The sequence below is a fragment of the Geobacillus subterraneus genome (assembly GCF_001618685.1).
Lineage (GTDB): Bacteria > Bacillota > Bacilli > Bacillales > Anoxybacillaceae > Geobacillus > Geobacillus subterraneus.
In genome coordinates this window covers 411,512-427,741 of sequence record NZ_CP014342.1, presented here as the reverse complement: position 1 = coordinate 427,741, position 16,230 = coordinate 411,512, and the positions used below count along the sequence as shown (strand labels likewise).

The following is a 16,230-nucleotide window of genomic DNA, read 5'->3' as shown; positions in this document are numbered from 1 at the left end:
CCCCTTTCGCCGCTATATATACGTGCTGATTGTTTCTGACACACTATATGTTGCTCCTATCTTAAAGGCAGACGACCTTTTGGGTCAGCCCCATCCGCCCTACTTCCATCGGGCAGCGGGTTAAAGAGCGATCACGGTCGGCGGCGGATGCTCGTCTTTCGCCGCTTCTTTCACCCCGACCCCGTGGGCGAATGCTGAGTGGAAGGCGGACGGTCATCATAACCGGGTGAAGGCGGGACCATTATTGCTTCGGCACCGTTTCCCCTTCCCACTCGAGCATGCCGCCGGTCATGTTGCGGACGCGGTAGCCGAGCTCCTGCAAGTAATGGCAGACGTTTTCGCTCCGCCGCCCGGAGCGGCAGACGAAAATGTATTCTTCGTTTTTATCGAGTTCATCCAACCGGTTCGGGATGTCACCCATTTTGATATGTTTGGCGCCCGGAATCATGCCGAAGGCGACTTCCTCGTCTTCGCGCACATCGACAATGTTCAGCTTTTCACCGCGTTCAAGCTTTTCCTTCACCTCGGCCGGAGTGATCTCTTTGATTTCTTCCATCCAAGTTCGCTCCTTTCATCCGTATAAGAGGGGGGCGGCGGACCCGCCGTCCCGCCCGTCTTGTTAGTTGGCAACGATATTGACGAGCTTGCCGGGGACGGCGATCACTTTGCGCACCGTTTTGCCTTGAAGCTGCTCTTTGATTTTTTCATCGGCAAGCGCCCGTTCTTCGAGCGCCTCTTTCGATAAGTCAGCCGGCACGTTGAGCTTCGCCCGCACTTTGCCGTTGATTTGGACGACGATTTCCACGACGTCTTCGACCAGTTTTGCTTCGTCATACGCCGGCCACGATTCATAAGCGATCGTGTCCGTGTGGCCAAGCTTTTGCCACAGCTCTTCGCCGATATGCGGGCAAACCGGCGATAAAAGCTTGACGAACCCTTCCATATATTCTTTTTTCATCTGCTCGGCTTTATACGCTTCGTTAATGAACACCATCAGCTGTGAGATGGCGGTGTTGAAGCGCAAGGCTTCGTAGTCTTCCGTCACTTTTTTCACCGTTTGATGATAGACGCGCTCAAGCTGGTCGTTCGCCGGCTCGTCGACGATGTTCGGGTTCAGTTCGCCATTTTCAGTGACAAACAGACGCCAGACGCGGTCCAAAAACCGGCGCGCTCCGTCAAGCCCTTTCGTCGACCAGGCGATCGACGCTTCAAGCGGCCCCATGAACATTTCGTACAACCGGAGCGTATCGGCGCCATGGCTTTCGACGATATCGTCCGGATTGACGACGTTGCCTTTTGATTTGCTCATTTTTTCGTTGTTTTCGCCTAAAATCATCCCTTGGTTAAACAGCTTTTGGAACGGCTCTTTCGTCGGCACGATGCCAAGGTCGTACAGCACTTTATGCCAGAAGCGGGCGTACAGCAAGTGCAACACCGCATGCTCTGCCCCGCCGATGTAGACGTCAACCGGCAGCCATTGTTTCAATTTTTCCGGATCGGCGAGCTGTTTGTCGTTATGCGGATCGATGTAGCGCAAATAATACCAGCAGCTTCCCGCCCATTGCGGCATCGTGTTCGTCTCACGCCGCCCTTTTTTGCCCGTTTTCGGGTCGACGACGTTGACCCATTCTTCGATGTTGGCAAGCGGCGATTCGCCCGTTCCCGACGGACGGATTTCATCCGTTTTCGGCAGGACAAGCGGCAATTCTTCCTCCGGCACGGTCGTCATCGTTCCGTCTTCCCAATGGATGACCGGAATCGGCTCGCCCCAGTAGCGCTGACGGCTGAACAGCCAGTCGCGCAGCCGGTACGACACTTTTTTCCGCCCTTTTCCATGCTCTTCAAGCCACGCGATCATTTTTTCGATCGCTTCTTGTTTGTTCAAGCCGTTCAAAAACTCGGAGTGGATGTGCTCCCCGTCGCCGGTGTACGGCTCGTTTTCGACATTCCCGCCGGCCACGACTTCTTTGATCGGCAAGTTGAATGTTTTCGCGAACTCATAGTCGCGCTCATCGTGCGCCGGGACGGCCATGATCGCCCCCGTGCCGTAGCCCATCAACACGTAGTCGGCGATCCAAATCGGAAGCCGAGCGCCGGTCACTGGATGAACGGCGTACGCACCGGTGAATACGCCCGTCTTTTCTTTCGCCAAGTCGGTGCGCTCGAGGTCGCTTTTGCTTTGCACTTCCTTCAAGTAGGCGTCAACGGCTTGTTTTTGCTCCGGCGTTGTAATTTTCTCAACGAGCGGATGCTCCGGCGCCAGCACCGTGTACGTTGCGCCAAACAGCGTATCCGGCCGCGTCGTAAACACCGTGAACGACTCGTCATGGCCGTCGACAGCAAACTCGATTTCCGCCCCTTCCGAGCGGCCGATCCAGTTGCGCTGCATCTCCTTGATGCTTTCCGGCCAGTCGAGCTCTTCTAAATCTTCGAGCAGCCGGTCGGCATAAGCCGTAATTTTCAGCATCCATTGCCGCATCGGCTTGCGGATGACCGGATGCCCGCCGCGCTCGCTGCGGCCGTTGATGACTTCCTCGTTTGCCAGCACCGTGCCGAGCGCCGGACACCAGTTGACCGGCACCTCATCTATATACGCAAGCCCTTTTTCGTACAGCTTCAAGAAAATCCATTGCGTCCATTTGTAATAGTTCGGGTCGGTCGTGTTAATTTCCCGATCCCAATCATACGAAAAACCAAGCGACTTAATTTGCCGGCGGAAATTGTCGATGTTTTTTTGCGTAAACTCGGCCGGGTCGTTGCCGGTATCAAGCGCATATTGCTCGGCCGGCAGCCCGAACGCGTCCCAGCCCATCGGGTGAAGGACGTTGTACCCTTGCATCCGCTTCATGCGCGCCAAAATGTCAGTCGCCGTATACCCTTCCGGATGGCCGACGTGCAAGCCGGCGCCGGACGGATACGGAAACATATCCAACACGTAAAACTTCGGTTTGTCGCTTTCATCCGGGGTGCGGAACGTCTTCTGCTCTTCCCAATAATTTTGCCATTTTTTCTCGATTTCGCGATGGTTGAAACTCATCGTCATACTCCTCCTATCGGTTTCTGCATTTGCATCATTGACGGAAATATGTATAAAAAAACCCCCCATCCCCATGAAAAGGGACGAGAGGCACACTTCCCGCGGTACCACCCTTTTTGGCGCGCCTATGGCGCACCCGCTTTGTTCCTTAACGCGGATTCACGGCCGGCGTTAGTAAGCAGCGCTGTTCGCGCCGGCAACTCCGAGGCGAGTTCACGAGCCCGCTTCGGTTGACTCGCACCAGCCGTCAACTCTCTGCCGTCCGCCAGGCCCGCTACTGCTCCTCTTCACCGTTATTCGCACGTTTCTTTGCGTCCGAAATGACAAATTTAATTATTATTTTAAAAAATTTGTCGATCGATTGCAAGCCGAAACCTATATCGTCGCTGCTGTTTTTTTCCCGGTCTTCTCTGTCGGCTTTGGCAGCCAGCGGTCGTACAACAGCGCCGCGGCAACCGCCAACAACGCAAACGCGACGAGCAGCCCGATGAGCGGCTTCATGCCTAAGGTGTCAGCCGCCCACCCGCCGATGACCGGCCCGATCATCCGTCCGGCCGTAGCCGTGCCGTTGACGATTCCTTGGTAAAATCCGGCCTTCCCTTGCGGCGCGAGCCCGCTCACGACTGCCGGAATCGCCGGCCAGACGATCATCTCGGCGATGGTGAGGACCACCATCGAAGCGGCAAACTCACCGAGCGAATCGGCGTCAAACAGCATGGCAAACGAAACGGCGAAAATGGCAAACCCGATCACCATTTGCCGCTTCATCCCCGGCATGAAGCGGCGGATCACCCGCGACAGCACCGGCTGCGCCAAGACGATCAACGCGCCGTTGATCGTCCAAAGCAAGCTGTATTGATGGACCGGCAAATGAAGTTCCCGGGTATAAACGGCGATCGTCGTCGACCATTGCACATAGCTCACCCAGCACAACCCATAGCCGCCGCAAAGGAGAGCGAGCGCCCACCCGACGGCGCGGGATGGCGGTTTTTCCACTTCTCGGGATCGTTTCGTTCTCGGTGCGGGCAAAAGCGGGATGCGCCGCAAGCCGGCCGTGACGATCACCAAAAACGCGACATAGAGCAACAGATTGGCGAAAAACACGAACGAAAAGGAATAGGAGGCGACAAGCCCGCCGAGCGCCGAACCGATGGCGACCCCGACGTTTTGCGCCACATACAAGGCGTTGAACGCCCGCCGTCCCCCTTCCGGCCAAATCGCGCCCGCATACGCCGATGCCACCGGAAAAACGATGCCGCTGCCGATGCCAAGCAGCGCCAAAAACATCGCATAATGCGGCCAGCCGTGCCAAACGCTCAAGCCGGCCGAGGCCGCCATCGTCAAACAGGCCCCGGCAAGGAGGGAGCGAAACCCGCCGATCCGGTCAAACAAAACACCGCCGACTATGCTGCCGACGACGCTGCCGCCGGAGTTGAGCATCAGCACCGCGCCCGCCACCGCAAGCGGCTGGCCAAGCTGTTCGTGCAAATAAATCGTATTGAGCGGCCATAAAAAAGACCCCCCTGTCACATTAAGCGCCATACCGACAAGCAGCCACCAAAGCGCACGGGGCATCGGTCATCATCCTTTGCTTCATTTCTTTCGGTTCCCAAACTAATTGTAGGGGGGAAAGGAGAAAAAAGCAATCAAAAACGTCATAATAAACAACGAGGGCAGCAGGATGCCCCCTCGTTGTTTAACGTACCTCACCCGTTGCGCTGTTTGGAGCGGATCGGCTGTCCGCCCGTTTGTTCGTACTGCTTTTTCGCCAGTTTGACCGGATCGAAATCTTGGCCCAGTTCAAGATCGTTATTGTTTCGGCCGTTGCGCGTTTTTTGTTCCGGGTTCGTTTGTTTCAGGCGCCGCTTCATGTCGTCCCTCCTCACTTCTGTTTCCCCGCCGTTTCTTTGCCTTCCTTCTGGCCGGTGTGAATGGCGGGGCTTTCACTTGCCGCTGTCTTTAGCGGTCAAGCAAGATCATTTCGTTTTGCAGCTGCTCAAGCTGAAGCCGCATCCGGTGCAGCTGCTCACGCTGCTGGGCGTTGCAGCTTAACGCCAAGTGCGCCAAGTCGTTGACCGTTTGCTCGAGCATTTGCTGGGCGTTCGTATATTCGGTGAGGTTGTAATGCTCTTGCTTTTGCGCTTCGGTATATTGTTCTTTCGCAAAGCGGATCACATCTTCACACCGCTGCAAAAACTCTTCGACCGATTGTCTTGTCGCCATGCGTTCACCCCTTTTCGTAATGTTCCCTCATGTTTACTATGCGCCGCTGTCGTCATCCGTATCACGTCAATGATTGGCAGCGATCGCTTTTTGCCGCCATCCATGGTACAATGCAAGGATGACGGCATTTTTCAAAGCAAGGAGGGAAGCGGTATTCATGCACGCAAACCCGTTTCCGTATACCAATGACCATAAACGGTATCATACGTGGAACTACCATTTGCGCCAGACGTTCGGACATAAAGTGTTTAAAGTCGCGCTCGATGGCGGCTTTGACTGCCCAAACCGCGACGGGACGGTGGCATACGGCGGCTGCACGTTTTGCAGCGCCGCCGGGTCAGGCGATTTTGCCGGCAACCGGGCCGATGATTTAGTGACCCAATTTCATACGATCCGGGAGAAAATGCACCAAAAGTGGAAAGACGGCAACTATTTGGCGTACTTTCAAGCGTTCACGAACACGCACGCCCCAGTCGAGGTGCTGCGCGAAAAATACGAAACCGTGCTCGGCCTTGACGGCGTCGTCGGTCTGTCGATCGCCACGCGCCCTGACTGCCTGCCGGATGAAGTCGTCGATTATTTGGCCGAATTGAACGAACGGACGTATTTATGGGTCGAGCTCGGTTTGCAAACGATCCATGAGCGGACGGCGCAACTGATCAACCGGGCGCATGATTTCCACTGTTTTGTCGACGGCGTCCAAAAATTGCGCCGGCACGGCATCCGCGTCTGTGTTCATCTCATTAACGGCCTGCCGCTAGAGACGTACGACATGATGATGGAAACGGCCCAAACGGTCGCCGCCATGGATGTGCAAGGCATCAAAATCCATTCGCTTCATTTATTAAAAGGAACACCGATGGTGAAACAATACGAAAAAGGGCTTGTTACGTTTTTGTCGTTTGACGAATACGTCCGCCTTGTATGCGACCAGCTTGAAGTGCTGCCGCCGGAGATGGTCGTGCATCGCATCACCGGCGATGGGCCGATCGACTTGCTCATCGGGCCGATGTGGAGCGCCAATAAATGGGAAGTATTAAACGCCATTGACGCCGAGCTTGAGCGGCGCAACAGCTATCAAGGAAAACGATACAAACAAGAGGTGGCGGCCCGATGACATTGATGAACATTTTGCCGTTTGCCCGCTTTTTGCTTGCCGGCGCGGTCACTGAAGGCGACCTTGCCATCGACGCGACGGTCGGCAACGGCCATGACACCGTCTATCTTGCCGAACGCGTCGGCGATCGCGGGCATGTGTTTGGCTTTGACATTCAAGCGGAAGCGATCGCGGCGGCGGCGGCCCGCCTTGCTGAACGCGGGCTGCACGGCCGGGTCACGTTATTCCAACAAAGCCATAGCGAACTGCTCACAGCGCTTCCCTGTGATGTTCATGGCCGCATTGCCGGCGCCGTGTTCAACCTCGGCTATTTGCCGGGCGGCGATAAACAAATCGTCACCAAACCGGAATCGACGATTCAGGCGGTCGAACAGCTTCTTTCCGTCATGAAGCCGGGCGGTGTCATCGTTCTTGTCGTTTACCACGGCCACCCGGAAGGAAAAATCGAGCGCGACGCGCTGCTTGATTACGTGCGTTCGCTCGACCAGCAACACGTCCATGTGCTAAAATACGAATTCCTCAATCGGCGCAACGACCCGCCGTTTATTCTTGCGCTCGAAAAGCGACAGGCGGAGATCGCTCCTTTTCCCCGATCCGCCCCCAAATAAAAACGGCTGTCTTTACGAGAAAGACAGCCGTTTTTGTTTCTCTTGCCAAAAACGATACGCTTTTCCGTTCCAATAGAAAAACTGCGACGCCGCCCCGCCGGCGCGGACGAGCTGACGCGCCAACCGGCGCAAGCCGCGCTGCTTTTTCACCTTGTCATCCGACAAATACAGCCCAAGCAAGCCGCGGTGAATCAAACGGTGAAACTCGCCATGGGGCAGTTCGCCGACATGGCGGTCCGCTTCCTCAATAAAGTGGCAAAGCCGTTCGAGCAGCACCGTTTCATTCGGATAGTAAAAACAAAAGTTCAAATCGCCGCCTTCGCGGTCTTCTTCTTGATCGATCAAATAATCAAGCAAAATGTGCAGCCCTTGAATGTACGGAAAATAACCGTCGCGCACTTGTTTTGCCATCTCCGGCGGCAGCGACTCGCCAAACGCATACGCCACAAGGCAAAAAATGCCGAGCGTCGAGCCGGAACAGGCGGAAAACTCGTACCATTCCATCGGCGGCAAGGCGTCTTTGTATTGGGCAAACCACCGTTCCAGCCGCGGCACGCGCTCTTTTGTATCGACGTGTTTATGTACTTGCAAATCGCAATAATATCCGGCCAGTTCATGCAAAAATGGAACGATCGTTTCGTAATGGCGCACGGTCTTGAGCACCTCTTGGCACGTGCGCACGAGCGCCGGCAAATAGCCGCCGTCTTCCTGCTCGCGGCGATGGCGGTAATAGTTCGACGGCTCCGCCCCGAGCGTCAAAGCATCCGGCATCGAGTCGTGCAAGGCGCGAAAATCGAGCGGATCCAGTGAGGTGCTCCGGTCGCACAAGTTATCTAAGTAGTCGCTAATCGTCTGGTACGCGACGATAAAGCGGATGCACGCTTCTAATTGTTCCCCCGCCAAAAGTGCCAAAATTGCACCGCCTTCACAATGGAACGTTTTCGACGCAATGCTCGCCAACGCTTGACGCCGCAGTTCCGGGTCAGGGATTTGCTCCGCCTGCCGCTGCCAATAGGCAAGCTCGCGGTGGACAATGGGAAACACGTCGCGATAGACCATTTTCATTAACGCAATCGGATGTGTCGGAATTTTCAATGGGCTCACCTCGGGCGCAAAAACCTTGCTCTTTTCTCTTCTAGTATTGCCATCCATGCAGCTTGGACAAACCGGTTTGGCTGCAGTCCGCTTCCTGTTGTTTACGAACGGCGGACAACTTTGTAAAATACAAATAGACAGACGATTTTGCATAAAGAAAGGAACGAAAGCGATGATTTATCCATACAAAGGAAAGACGCCGCACATTGCCCCGTCCGCCTTTATCGCCGATTATGTGACGATCACCGGCGATGTCACGATCGGCGAGGAGACGAGCATCTGGTTTCACACCGTCATCCGCGGCGACGTGGCGCCGACAATCATCGGCAACCGGGTCAATATTCAAGATAACTCAATTTTGCATCAAAGTCCAAACAATCCGCTCATCATTGAAGACGGCGTGACCGTCGGCCATCAAGTCATTTTGCATAGCGCCATCGTTCGCAAAAACGCCTTGATCGGCATGGGATCGATCATCCTCGATGGCGCGGAAATCGGCGAAGGCGCGTTTATCGGCGCCGGCAGCTTAGTGCCGCCCGGCAAAAAAATCCCGCCGAACGTGCTCGCCCTCGGCCGGCCGGCGAAAGTCGTCCGCGAGCTGACCGAAGACGATTTCCGTGAAATGGAACGCATCCGCCGCGAATACGTGGAAAAAGGGCAATATTACAAAGCGCTCCGGCAGCAGCGGCCCATCGAGCCGTAACGAGCGGCTGGAATGTCGGGCGTTTCCCATCGCCCTTGGCGGCCGATGACGAACCAACAGCCGAGAAACACGTCAATCACGCAGTCGTTGCCATGCCGTCATGCTCGCCTGACCAACCAATGCGAAAGCAAGCCAAAAAGAAAAAGAGGGGACGGCCGGCGATTGCCGATCACCCCCTCTTTTTTCGTTATTGTCCGTTCGCTAACGCCAACGCTTGCTCTTTCAGCACAGCCGCTTTATCGGTGCGTTCCCACGGCAAATCGACGTCCGTGCGTCCGAAATGGCCGTAAGCCGCCGTTTGTTTGTAAATCGGACGGCGCAGGTCAAGCATTTTGATGATGCCGGCCGGACGAAGGTCGAAGTTGTTGCGCACGACTTCAATCAAAATGTCTTCCGACACGTTGCCGGTGCCGAACGTATCGATCGAAATCGAAACCGGACGGGCGACACCGATGGCGTAGGCGAGCTGCACTTCGCACTTATCAGCAAGCCCGGCCGCGACAATGTTTTTCGCCACATAACGGGCCGCATATGCTGCCGAGCGGTCAACTTTCGTCGGGTCTTTGCCCGAGAACGCACCGCCGCCATGGCGGGCGTAACCGCCGTACGTGTCAACGATGATTTTCCGCCCTGTCAGCCCAGCGTCCCCTTGCGGACCGCCGATGACGAACCGGCCGGTCGGGTTGATGAAATAGTTCGTGTTCTCATCCAACAACTCCGCTGGAACCACCGGTTTGATGACGTGTTCTTTCATATCGCGTTCGATTTGATCTTGCTCAATTTCCGGATGATGCTGCGTCGAAATGACAATCGTGTCGACGCGCACCGGTTTGCCGTTTTCATCGTATTCGATCGTCACTTGCGTTTTGCCGTCCGGACGCAAATACGGCAACACGTCCGTTTTGCGCACTTCGGCCAAACGGCGCGCTAAACGGTGGGCAAGCGAAATCGGGAGCGGCATCAACTCTTCTGTTTCATTGCAGGCAAACCCAAACATAAGCCCTTGGTCGCCGGCACCGATCGCTTCAATTTCCTCGTCGGTCATCTGACCTTCGCGCGCCTCGAGCGCCCGGTCAACCCCCATCGCGATATCCGGCGACTGCTCGTCAATCGACGTCAGCACGGCGCACGTATCGGCGTCAAATCCGTATTTTGCGCGCGTATAGCCGATCTCGCGAACCGTATCGCGGACGATGCGCGGAATATCGACGTACGTCGACGTCGTAATTTCCCCGCTGACAAGCACGAGACCTGTTGTCACGCTCGTTTCACAAGCGACGCGGGCGTTCGGATCTTTTTCCAAAATGGCATCCAAAATGGCATCGGAAATTTGGTCACAAATTTTATCCGGATGTCCTTCGGTTACAGATTCTGAAGTAAACAAGCGGCGTTTGGCTGACATTCGGCTCATTTCCTCCTCTTGACGTAATGTGGCGATACGGAACTCGTTTCCCTTCGCAATATAAAAAAACCTTTCCTGTCACGGTGAGGAAAGGTCATTGCAATCGGATTGCTTCCTTTCACTCTTATCGTTCAAGGACCACGCCTTGCCACAGGTTAGCACCATTTCACATATGTAAAATTGTGACGGTTGCTGGGTTTCATCGGGCCTGTCCCTCCACCGGCTCGGGATAAGAGTATCCGTTCAATGACTTATCTTATCGCAATGGAATAAGCAAAGTCAACCGCAGAAATGAATTTTTTATTATCTGAAAAATAGGCAAAATAAGTTCAAAAAAACCTACACAATTAGTATGGACTATTAATAAAAATGTGTTATACTATTTTCAAGAGTGATTACAAAAAGAAGGCAGGTTGTGAACATGGGGATCGCAAACATGACAAATAAGCTTTCTTTGCTGCTGCAAAAACCGTACGTACATCACCAATTGTCCGTCGCTGAGCTCGTCGAAAAAGTGCTGCAACGACACGAAGGACGGCTGACGCACACCGGAGCCGTCGCCGTCACGACCGGCAAATATACCGGACGGTCGCCGAAAGACAAATATATCGTGGAAGAACCGTCGACGAAACAGACCGTTGATTGGGGAACGGTCAACCAGCCGATGGCGCCGGAAACATTTGAAAAACTGTATGATAAAGTGCTCGATTATTTAATGAGGAAAGAGGAACTGTTCGTCTTTAAAGGCTTTGCCGGCGCCGATCCGAAATCCCGGCTGCCGATTCAAGTCGTCAACGAATTCGCTTGGCACAACTTGTTCGTCCATCAGCTGTTCATCCGGCCGAGCGCTGAAGAGCTCGCCGCACATGAGCCGCAATTTACCGTCATTTGCGCGCCGAACTTTAAGGCGGACCCGGCTGTGGACGGCACGCGCTCGGAAGCGTTCATCATCATTTCCTTTGAACGCCGCGTTGTCCTAATCGGCGGGACGGAATACGCCGGTGAAATGAAAAAATCGATCTTCTCGGTGATGAACTATTTGCTGCCGGAACAAGGCATCCTGCCGATGCACTGCTCGGCCAACGTCGGCCAGGAAGGCGACGTCGCCCTCTTCTTCGGCTTGTCGGGAACCGGGAAAACGACGCTCTCGACCGACCCGAACCGCCGCTTGATCGGCGATGACGAACACGGCTGGTCGAGCCGCGGCATTTTCAATATCGAAGGCGGCTGCTATGCGAAATGCATCAACTTATCGCGCGAGAAAGAGCCGCAAATTTTTGACGCCATCGGCTTTGGCGCCGTGCTCGAAAATGTCATTCTCAACGACGCGACGCGAGTGCCGGATTACGATGACGGCACGCTGACGGAAAACACGCGCGCCGCCTACCCGCTTCAAGCGATCAAAAACATCGTCGACCCAAGCGTCGCCGGCCACCCGTCCACGATCGTGTTCCTGACGGCCGATGCGTTCGGCGTCCTGCCGCCGATCAGCAAACTGACGCGCGAACAGGCGATGTACCATTTCTTAAGCGGCTACACAAGCAAACTCGCCGGCACGGAACGCGGCGTCACCGAACCGGAAGCGACGTTCTCGACGTGCTTTGGCGCGCCGTTTTTGCCGCGCCCGGCCGTCGAGTACGCGGAAATGCTCGGACAAAAAATCGCTGAGCACAACGTCCGCGTCTTTTTGGTCAACACCGGTTGGACAGGAGGGCCGTACGGCGTCGGCAGCCGCATGAAGCTCGCCTACACCCGCGCGATGGTGCAAGCCGCCGTCGAAGGAGAGCTTGACAACGTCGAAACCGTGCAAGACCCGATCTTCGGCCTCGCCATCCCGGCGCACGTCCCCGGCGTGCCGGACGACGTCTTGCGCCCGCAAAACACATGGGCCGACAAACAAGCGTACGAACAAAAGGCGAAAGAGCTGGCGGAAAAATTCCGCGCCAACTTCCAAAAATTCGCCCACATCGATCCGTCCATCGAAAAACTCGGCGGACCGCTCGTTTAACAAGAACCCAGCCGGACAGGGAACCGTTCCCTGTCCGGCTGTTTTTTATTTCTTTCCTTTGCTTTGGACTCCGACACTGAATCCTTAAGCATTTCTGTACGTCGATCCGTTTCATTCGCCTCAAACAACCTCAAAACAACCGGACTCGATCAAACGCAATGGGCTTCTGTGTTTTCATTTGTCGCAATGGCCATTAGTTCTGTAAGGAATACGTAATGTCATCAAAAGATGGATGATTAATGAACTTGCGCATGATTTCTAAAGTTTTTACTCCCTGTTCCCCCAAGAATTGTGTTCTTGCCTCTATTTCTTCAACTGTTTTCCGCAAATCATTCATATACTTATCACAATTTTTAGTATCATTAAACAAGTGATCAAGATGCATAATTCCTATAGAAACTCCAGCAGCATGATATGCCTCACATTTCGCACCCTCCCAACGAAAATCGGGAGGATTTTTTGTGTCCATCGTCGAATGAATCCTTGACATACAAGGAAAGTGAAGGAGTTTTTCTCTCATGAACGTTCAAGTCAAAAAGGTCTATCGCAATTATTATTTGAATATAATAAGTGCCCTATTCAAGAAACTGGGCCTGCCCCAATTGATTGACCATCTCGTTCCCGTTGATCCACAGTGCCAGACTCGAGTCAGCGATGCCGTTCAGGCCATCATCTACAATCTGTTTGACGGCCGGCAAGCCCTCGTTCACGTGGAACGATGGGCTCAGGAGATCGATCTAGAGAAACTCATCCGTCCCGGTCTCCATCCTTCCTGGTTGAACGACGATGCCTTGGCTCGTCATCTCGACCGCTTGTATGAGGCCGATATTCACAAGGTGATCAGCACTTGCTTGATTCACATTTATCGCAAAGAAGGCCTTTCCCTCCGAGCCTTTCACGCCGATACGACGGACAAGACGGTTTACGGCGCGTATGAATCGGCCTCATTAGAGGCTTTGCAGATCACACATGGCTATAACCGCCATCATCGTTGGCAAAAACAGATCGGCTTCGGACTGGTCGGCAACGAGGACGGCATCCCGTTTTACGGCGATGTGCACGACGGCAACCTGCCTGACAAAACGTGGAATCCGGAGGTGCTGTCCCGTGTCCACGAACAGCTCAAACAAGCCAAGATGGAAGACGAATGGATTTATGTGGCCGATTCCGCCGCGATGACAAAAGACACTCTGGCGCAAACCAAAGCGGCCAACGCCTTTTTGATCACCCGAGGCCCTTCGTCGCTCCGCATCGTCAAACGGGCATTCGCGGAGGCCGATTCGGCCCACATCCCGTGGAGCGACCCCTTTACGCTGGCGGAGAGAAACGGCGCCACGTACCGGGTATGGGAAACATCCTCCACCTATGAAGGCCACCCCGTTCGGCTGATCGTCGTCGAATCGAGTGCGCTCGACCAGCGAAAAGGAAAGACGCTCGAAAAAGAACGAACCAAAGAAGCGGAGCTTCTTCGCGAGGAACAAGCCCATTGGGAGCGCCACCCTTTCTCGTGCCGGGAAGACGCTGAACAAGCCTTGGCGTCCCTCAAGACGTCCCTTCGCCCACGGTTTCATCAGGTCAAGGCCGCGGTCGAAGAGATCGTACGCCCGAAAAAACGGCGCGGACGGCCGAAAAAAGGGGCGGAACCCGAGATGGAGACGCGGTATCTCTTGCGCCTTGACGTCGAATTCGACCAAAACGCGTGGGAACAGGCAAGACGGAAAGCGTCCCGGTTTGTCCTCGTCACGACCGTTCCGGAGGAATGGAAGGGCCAACAAATGGATGCCCAAGAGATCTTGAAGCTATATAAAGGGCAGATCTCGGTGGAAATGAACTTCGCTTTTTTGAAAGACCCTTTTTTCACGGATGAGATCTATGTCAAAAAGCCAGAACGAGTTGCGGTATTGGGCTATTTGTTTCTCTTGGCCTTGGCCATTTACCGCGTCTTTCAGCGCCGGGTGCGCCAGTTCATCACACCCGAACACCCATTAAAGGGCGCCGGAGGCCGCAAGCTGACCCGACCGACGGGGCAGGCGATTTTCCAGCTGTTTCAATATGTGAACGTCGTCCTCCTGGAGCTGCCGGATGGACGCATCCAACGCTCACTGGATCGCTCCCTCACCCCTGAACAACGAAGGATTCTGCAGGGGTTGGGGCTGGATGAGAGCATTTACGTGTAACGTCATACGGAACGACCAGCGATGGTAAAAAAAGGATAGCCATCGCTCGTCGTGTTGGTCAAAAAGTTATTCTGAAAAACTAAATAAAAAATCCTTTGTTTTGACCTTGTTAGGGTGCGAAATGTGAGATATGCTCTGTCTAAAGGCCTTTTGATTTTCAAGATACTCTAAACAGAATAAGGGGGAGGCTTCCATTGCTTCAGTATATCCATTTACCTTTAGCAGATTGTTGAAAATCAACCCGTTTTCCTTCGCTCCATCGTTTTGGGGCGTGGCAAAAAGCCAGTTTCATCAAAGACTGAAGATCTGATTTTTGGTTCATTTTGACTATTCCATCACCAGTCGTTTCGATGATCAAAGAGAGGATTGAGGTCATGAAAAATAAAACATTTCATTTCCTTTGGATCGGACAATCTTTCGCGAATTTCGGAGATGTGTTCTACATTGTTTCCGTTGTCTCTTACCTATATCATTTGACATCGAAAGCCATGGCTGCCGCATTAGTCCCTTTTTTCGTTACATTGTCGTTATTTATTAGCGGAATCGTCGCACCGATATTTTTCGAAAAATATAAACTAAAAACGTTATTGTCCTACGGACAAATGTGTAAAACATTTCTGCTGCTTTTTCTCTCGCTGTTTTTGCAATGGGGTGCGGAACATTACACTGCGATCGTTTATGTTTTTGTATCATTGATCGCTTTTTTAGATGGGATCAATAATCCGATTAAAAACTCCCTCGTTCCTTTTATCGTTTCCAAGGAGGAAATCTTGAAAGCCAACAGTTTTGTAAACACGTTAGACCAATTCATCAAACTTAGCGCATGGCCGATTGGGAGTTTGATTGTCAGTGTAGGGTCGCCGTTCCTTTTAATCAATATCACCTTATTGTTCTATGTCGTCTCAAGCATTCTCATGTTTCTGTTGCATATACAAGAACATACAAAGAAGAAGACGGCTCAAGGCAAAGGCCTAAAGAACTTTCTCCTTTCGATCAGTCTAGGATGGGAATACACTTGGAGAAATGTGCACGCTAAATCGATTAGCTTCATGTCATTTTTTGAAGGAATCGGAAATGGGGTCTGGATTTCGGCCATCCTTTATATGTATGTGAAAGAACAATTACATGTAGGAGAGGAATGGTGGGGATATATTAACTCTGTTTTCTTTGGCGGCATGGTGATAGGGGGATTGTTAAGCGTTAAGTTTAGTCAATCGGTTGAAAAAAACCAGCAATTTTTTGTATTGTTTGGCCCGTTTTGTATCGCTATTGTCACACTGTTATTTGGCACAACGACGCACGGTGCGCTGGCGCTTCTGTATTCCGCCCTGTACGGGATCATCGAACAATGGAAGCTGATCTGTCTTCAGACGATTCTTCAAAAAAATGCCCGGATGGACGCTCTGCCTCATGTTTTTGCCGTGCAGGGAGTCATTAGTTCCGTAACATTCGGAATTTCCACATTGTTAATGAGCTTTATCGCCGATGTTTACGGGATTCGTTTTTCATTTTATTTGTCTGTTTGCTGCTTTTTGATCAGCGGCTGGATCAGTTATCGTCAGCGGAAAATCTGGAGTTATAAGGAGAACCAAAAAGGAGAAATCACGGGAACTATTTTGTGAGCTCCCTCTGTAAATGATCACTTTATTTCAGAACAAAGCAAAGGAATCAGTCTTGCTTCATCATATGGCAGAGTGCAAACCGAAGGATTGTTTGCGCCCCTGCCTTTTCAACATTAGAATCAAAACGCCAATCGGGACGATGAACGTCGCCGACAAATTCTGTCAATAGACTTTACCCTCGATGGCCGTAAGGTTCGAACGCATAAAATGATTGTCGTCGATCCCCCGGGATTTTTGC

General features: G+C 53.1%; 14 protein-coding genes, 1 riboswitch and 1 other annotated feature. Of the genes, 6 read left to right on the top strand and 8 right to left on the bottom strand.

Annotated features, from left to right (window positions below; genetic code table 11):
- Positions 1-241: 241 nt before the first annotated feature.
- The 5 genes from GS3922_RS02060 to GS3922_RS02040 all read right to left on the bottom strand — a co-directional run bounded on the left by GS3922_RS02060 (position 242) and on the right by GS3922_RS02040 (position 5,260).
- Positions 242-556 (bottom strand): rhodanese-like domain-containing protein, encoded by a 315-nt coding sequence (locus GS3922_RS02060; RefSeq protein WP_063164957.1) that lies wholly within the window; start codon positions 554-556, stop codon positions 242-244.
- Positions 557-619: 63 nt separating this feature from the next.
- Positions 620-3,037, bottom strand: a complete 2,418-nt coding sequence (gene leuS, locus GS3922_RS02055) for a leucine--tRNA ligase (protein WP_063164956.1) — start codon at positions 3,035-3,037, stop codon at positions 620-622.
- A 76-nt stretch (positions 3,038-3,113) separates the two neighbouring features.
- Positions 3,114-3,337 (bottom strand) — a binding site (T-box leader).
- Between the two features lie 75 nt (positions 3,338-3,412).
- A complete protein-coding gene (locus tag GS3922_RS02050; RefSeq protein ID WP_063164955.1) occupies positions 3,413-4,612 on the bottom strand; it encodes an MDR family MFS transporter in 1,200 nt (399 codons plus the stop codon).
- A 131-nt stretch (positions 4,613-4,743) separates the two neighbouring features.
- A complete protein-coding gene (locus GS3922_RS02045; protein ID WP_063164954.1) occupies positions 4,744-4,908 on the bottom strand; it encodes a hypothetical protein in 165 nt (54 codons plus the stop codon).
- 88 nt (positions 4,909-4,996) lie between these two features.
- On the bottom strand, positions 4,997-5,260 hold the full coding sequence (locus GS3922_RS02040) for a YtzC family protein (RefSeq protein ID WP_063164953.1): 264 nt from the start codon (positions 5,258-5,260) through the stop codon (positions 4,997-4,999).
- A 157-nt stretch (positions 5,261-5,417) separates the two neighbouring features.
- Here GS3922_RS02040 and mnmL point away from each other — a divergent pair, with 157 nt between their 5' ends.
- Together mnmL and mnmM are read left to right on the top strand one after the other, a co-directional pair.
- Positions 5,418-6,377, top strand: coding sequence for a tRNA modification radical SAM protein MnmL/YtqA (mnmL, locus tag GS3922_RS02035; RefSeq protein WP_063164952.1), 960 nt, complete (start codon positions 5,418-5,420; stop codon positions 6,375-6,377).
- The gene (mnmM, locus tag GS3922_RS02030) at positions 6,374-6,985 is read left to right on the top strand and encodes a tRNA 5-(aminomethyl)-2-thiouridylate-methyltransferase MnmM (RefSeq protein ID WP_063164951.1); all 612 of its coding nucleotides are present in this window, start codon (positions 6,374-6,376) and stop codon (positions 6,983-6,985) included. Before mnmL ends, mnmM begins: the two co-directional genes overlap by 4 nt.
- Before the next feature lie 12 nt (positions 6,986-6,997).
- Here the strand turns inward: mnmM and GS3922_RS02025 are convergent, their stop codons facing one another.
- The gene (locus GS3922_RS02025; RefSeq protein ID WP_063164950.1) at positions 6,998-8,080 is read right to left on the bottom strand and encodes a tetraprenyl-beta-curcumene synthase family protein; all 1,083 of its coding nucleotides are present in this window, start codon (positions 8,078-8,080) and stop codon (positions 6,998-7,000) included.
- A gap of 172 nt (positions 8,081-8,252) precedes the next feature.
- Here GS3922_RS02025 and GS3922_RS02020 point away from each other — a divergent pair, with 172 nt between their 5' ends.
- Positions 8,253-8,783 (top strand): gamma carbonic anhydrase, encoded by a 531-nt coding sequence (locus GS3922_RS02020; protein ID WP_063164949.1) that lies wholly within the window; start codon positions 8,253-8,255, stop codon positions 8,781-8,783.
- Positions 8,784-8,970: 187 nt separating this feature from the next.
- On the opposite strand, the gene metK is transcribed toward GS3922_RS02020, so the two are convergent.
- On the bottom strand, positions 8,971-10,185 hold the full coding sequence (gene metK / locus GS3922_RS02015) for a methionine adenosyltransferase (RefSeq protein WP_063164948.1): 1,215 nt from the start codon (positions 10,183-10,185) through the stop codon (positions 8,971-8,973).
- A gap of 121 nt (positions 10,186-10,306) precedes the next feature.
- A riboswitch (SAM riboswitch) is annotated at positions 10,307-10,421 on the bottom strand.
- A 185-nt stretch (positions 10,422-10,606) separates the two neighbouring features.
- On the opposite strand from metK, the gene pckA reads away from it, so the two are divergent.
- The gene (gene pckA, locus GS3922_RS02010; RefSeq protein WP_063164947.1) at positions 10,607-12,193 is read left to right on the top strand and encodes a phosphoenolpyruvate carboxykinase (ATP); all 1,587 of its coding nucleotides are present in this window, start codon (positions 10,607-10,609) and stop codon (positions 12,191-12,193) included.
- A 193-nt stretch (positions 12,194-12,386) separates the two neighbouring features.
- Here pckA and GS3922_RS17530 read toward each other — a convergent pair whose 3' ends face one another.
- Positions 12,387-12,662, bottom strand: coding sequence for a hypothetical protein (locus tag GS3922_RS17530; protein WP_063164946.1), 276 nt, complete (start codon positions 12,660-12,662; stop codon positions 12,387-12,389).
- Between the two features lie 49 nt (positions 12,663-12,711).
- Here GS3922_RS17530 and GS3922_RS02000 point away from each other — a divergent pair, with 49 nt between their 5' ends.
- Together GS3922_RS02000 and GS3922_RS01995 are read left to right on the top strand one after the other, a co-directional pair.
- Complete coding sequence (locus tag GS3922_RS02000) at positions 12,712-14,370, top strand: IS1634 family transposase (RefSeq protein WP_063164945.1); 1,659 nt, start codon at positions 12,712-12,714, stop codon at positions 14,368-14,370.
- Between the two features lie 374 nt (positions 14,371-14,744).
- Positions 14,745-15,992, top strand: coding sequence for an MFS transporter (locus GS3922_RS01995; protein ID WP_063164944.1), 1,248 nt, complete (start codon positions 14,745-14,747; stop codon positions 15,990-15,992).
- Positions 15,993-16,230: the final 238 nt, after the last annotated feature.

Excerpts from the sequence above, each read along its gene's own strand:
- GS3922_RS02060 (WP_063164957.1), bottom strand. The coding sequence starts at position 556 with ATGGAAGAAATCAAAGAGATCACTCCGGCCGAGGTGAAGGAAAAGCTT.
- leuS (WP_063164956.1), bottom strand. The coding sequence starts at position 3,037 with ATGAGTTTCAACCATCGCGAAATCGAGAAAAAATGGCAAAATTATTGG.
- GS3922_RS02050 (WP_063164955.1), bottom strand. The coding sequence starts at position 4,612 with ATGCCCCGTGCGCTTTGGTGGCTGCTTGTCGGTATGGCGCTTAATGTG.
- GS3922_RS02045 (WP_063164954.1), bottom strand. The coding sequence starts at position 4,908 with ATGAAGCGGCGCCTGAAACAAACGAACCCGGAACAAAAAACGCGCAAC.
- GS3922_RS02040 (WP_063164953.1), bottom strand. The coding sequence starts at position 5,260 with ATGGCGACAAGACAATCGGTCGAAGAGTTTTTGCAGCGGTGTGAAGAT.
- mnmL (WP_063164952.1), top strand. The coding sequence starts at position 5,418 with ATGCACGCAAACCCGTTTCCGTATACCAATGACCATAAACGGTATCAT.
- mnmM (WP_063164951.1), top strand. The coding sequence starts at position 6,374 with ATGACATTGATGAACATTTTGCCGTTTGCCCGCTTTTTGCTTGCCGGC.
- GS3922_RS02020 (WP_063164949.1), top strand. The coding sequence starts at position 8,253 with ATGATTTATCCATACAAAGGAAAGACGCCGCACATTGCCCCGTCCGCC.
- metK (WP_063164948.1), bottom strand. The coding sequence starts at position 10,185 with ATGTCAGCCAAACGCCGCTTGTTTACTTCAGAATCTGTAACCGAAGGA.
- pckA (WP_063164947.1), top strand. The coding sequence starts at position 10,607 with ATGGGGATCGCAAACATGACAAATAAGCTTTCTTTGCTGCTGCAAAAA.
- GS3922_RS17530 (WP_063164946.1), bottom strand. The coding sequence starts at position 12,662 with ATGGACACAAAAAATCCTCCCGATTTTCGTTGGGAGGGTGCGAAATGT.
- GS3922_RS02000 (WP_063164945.1), top strand. The coding sequence starts at position 12,712 with ATGAACGTTCAAGTCAAAAAGGTCTATCGCAATTATTATTTGAATATA.
- GS3922_RS01995 (WP_063164944.1), top strand. The coding sequence starts at position 14,745 with ATGAAAAATAAAACATTTCATTTCCTTTGGATCGGACAATCTTTCGCG.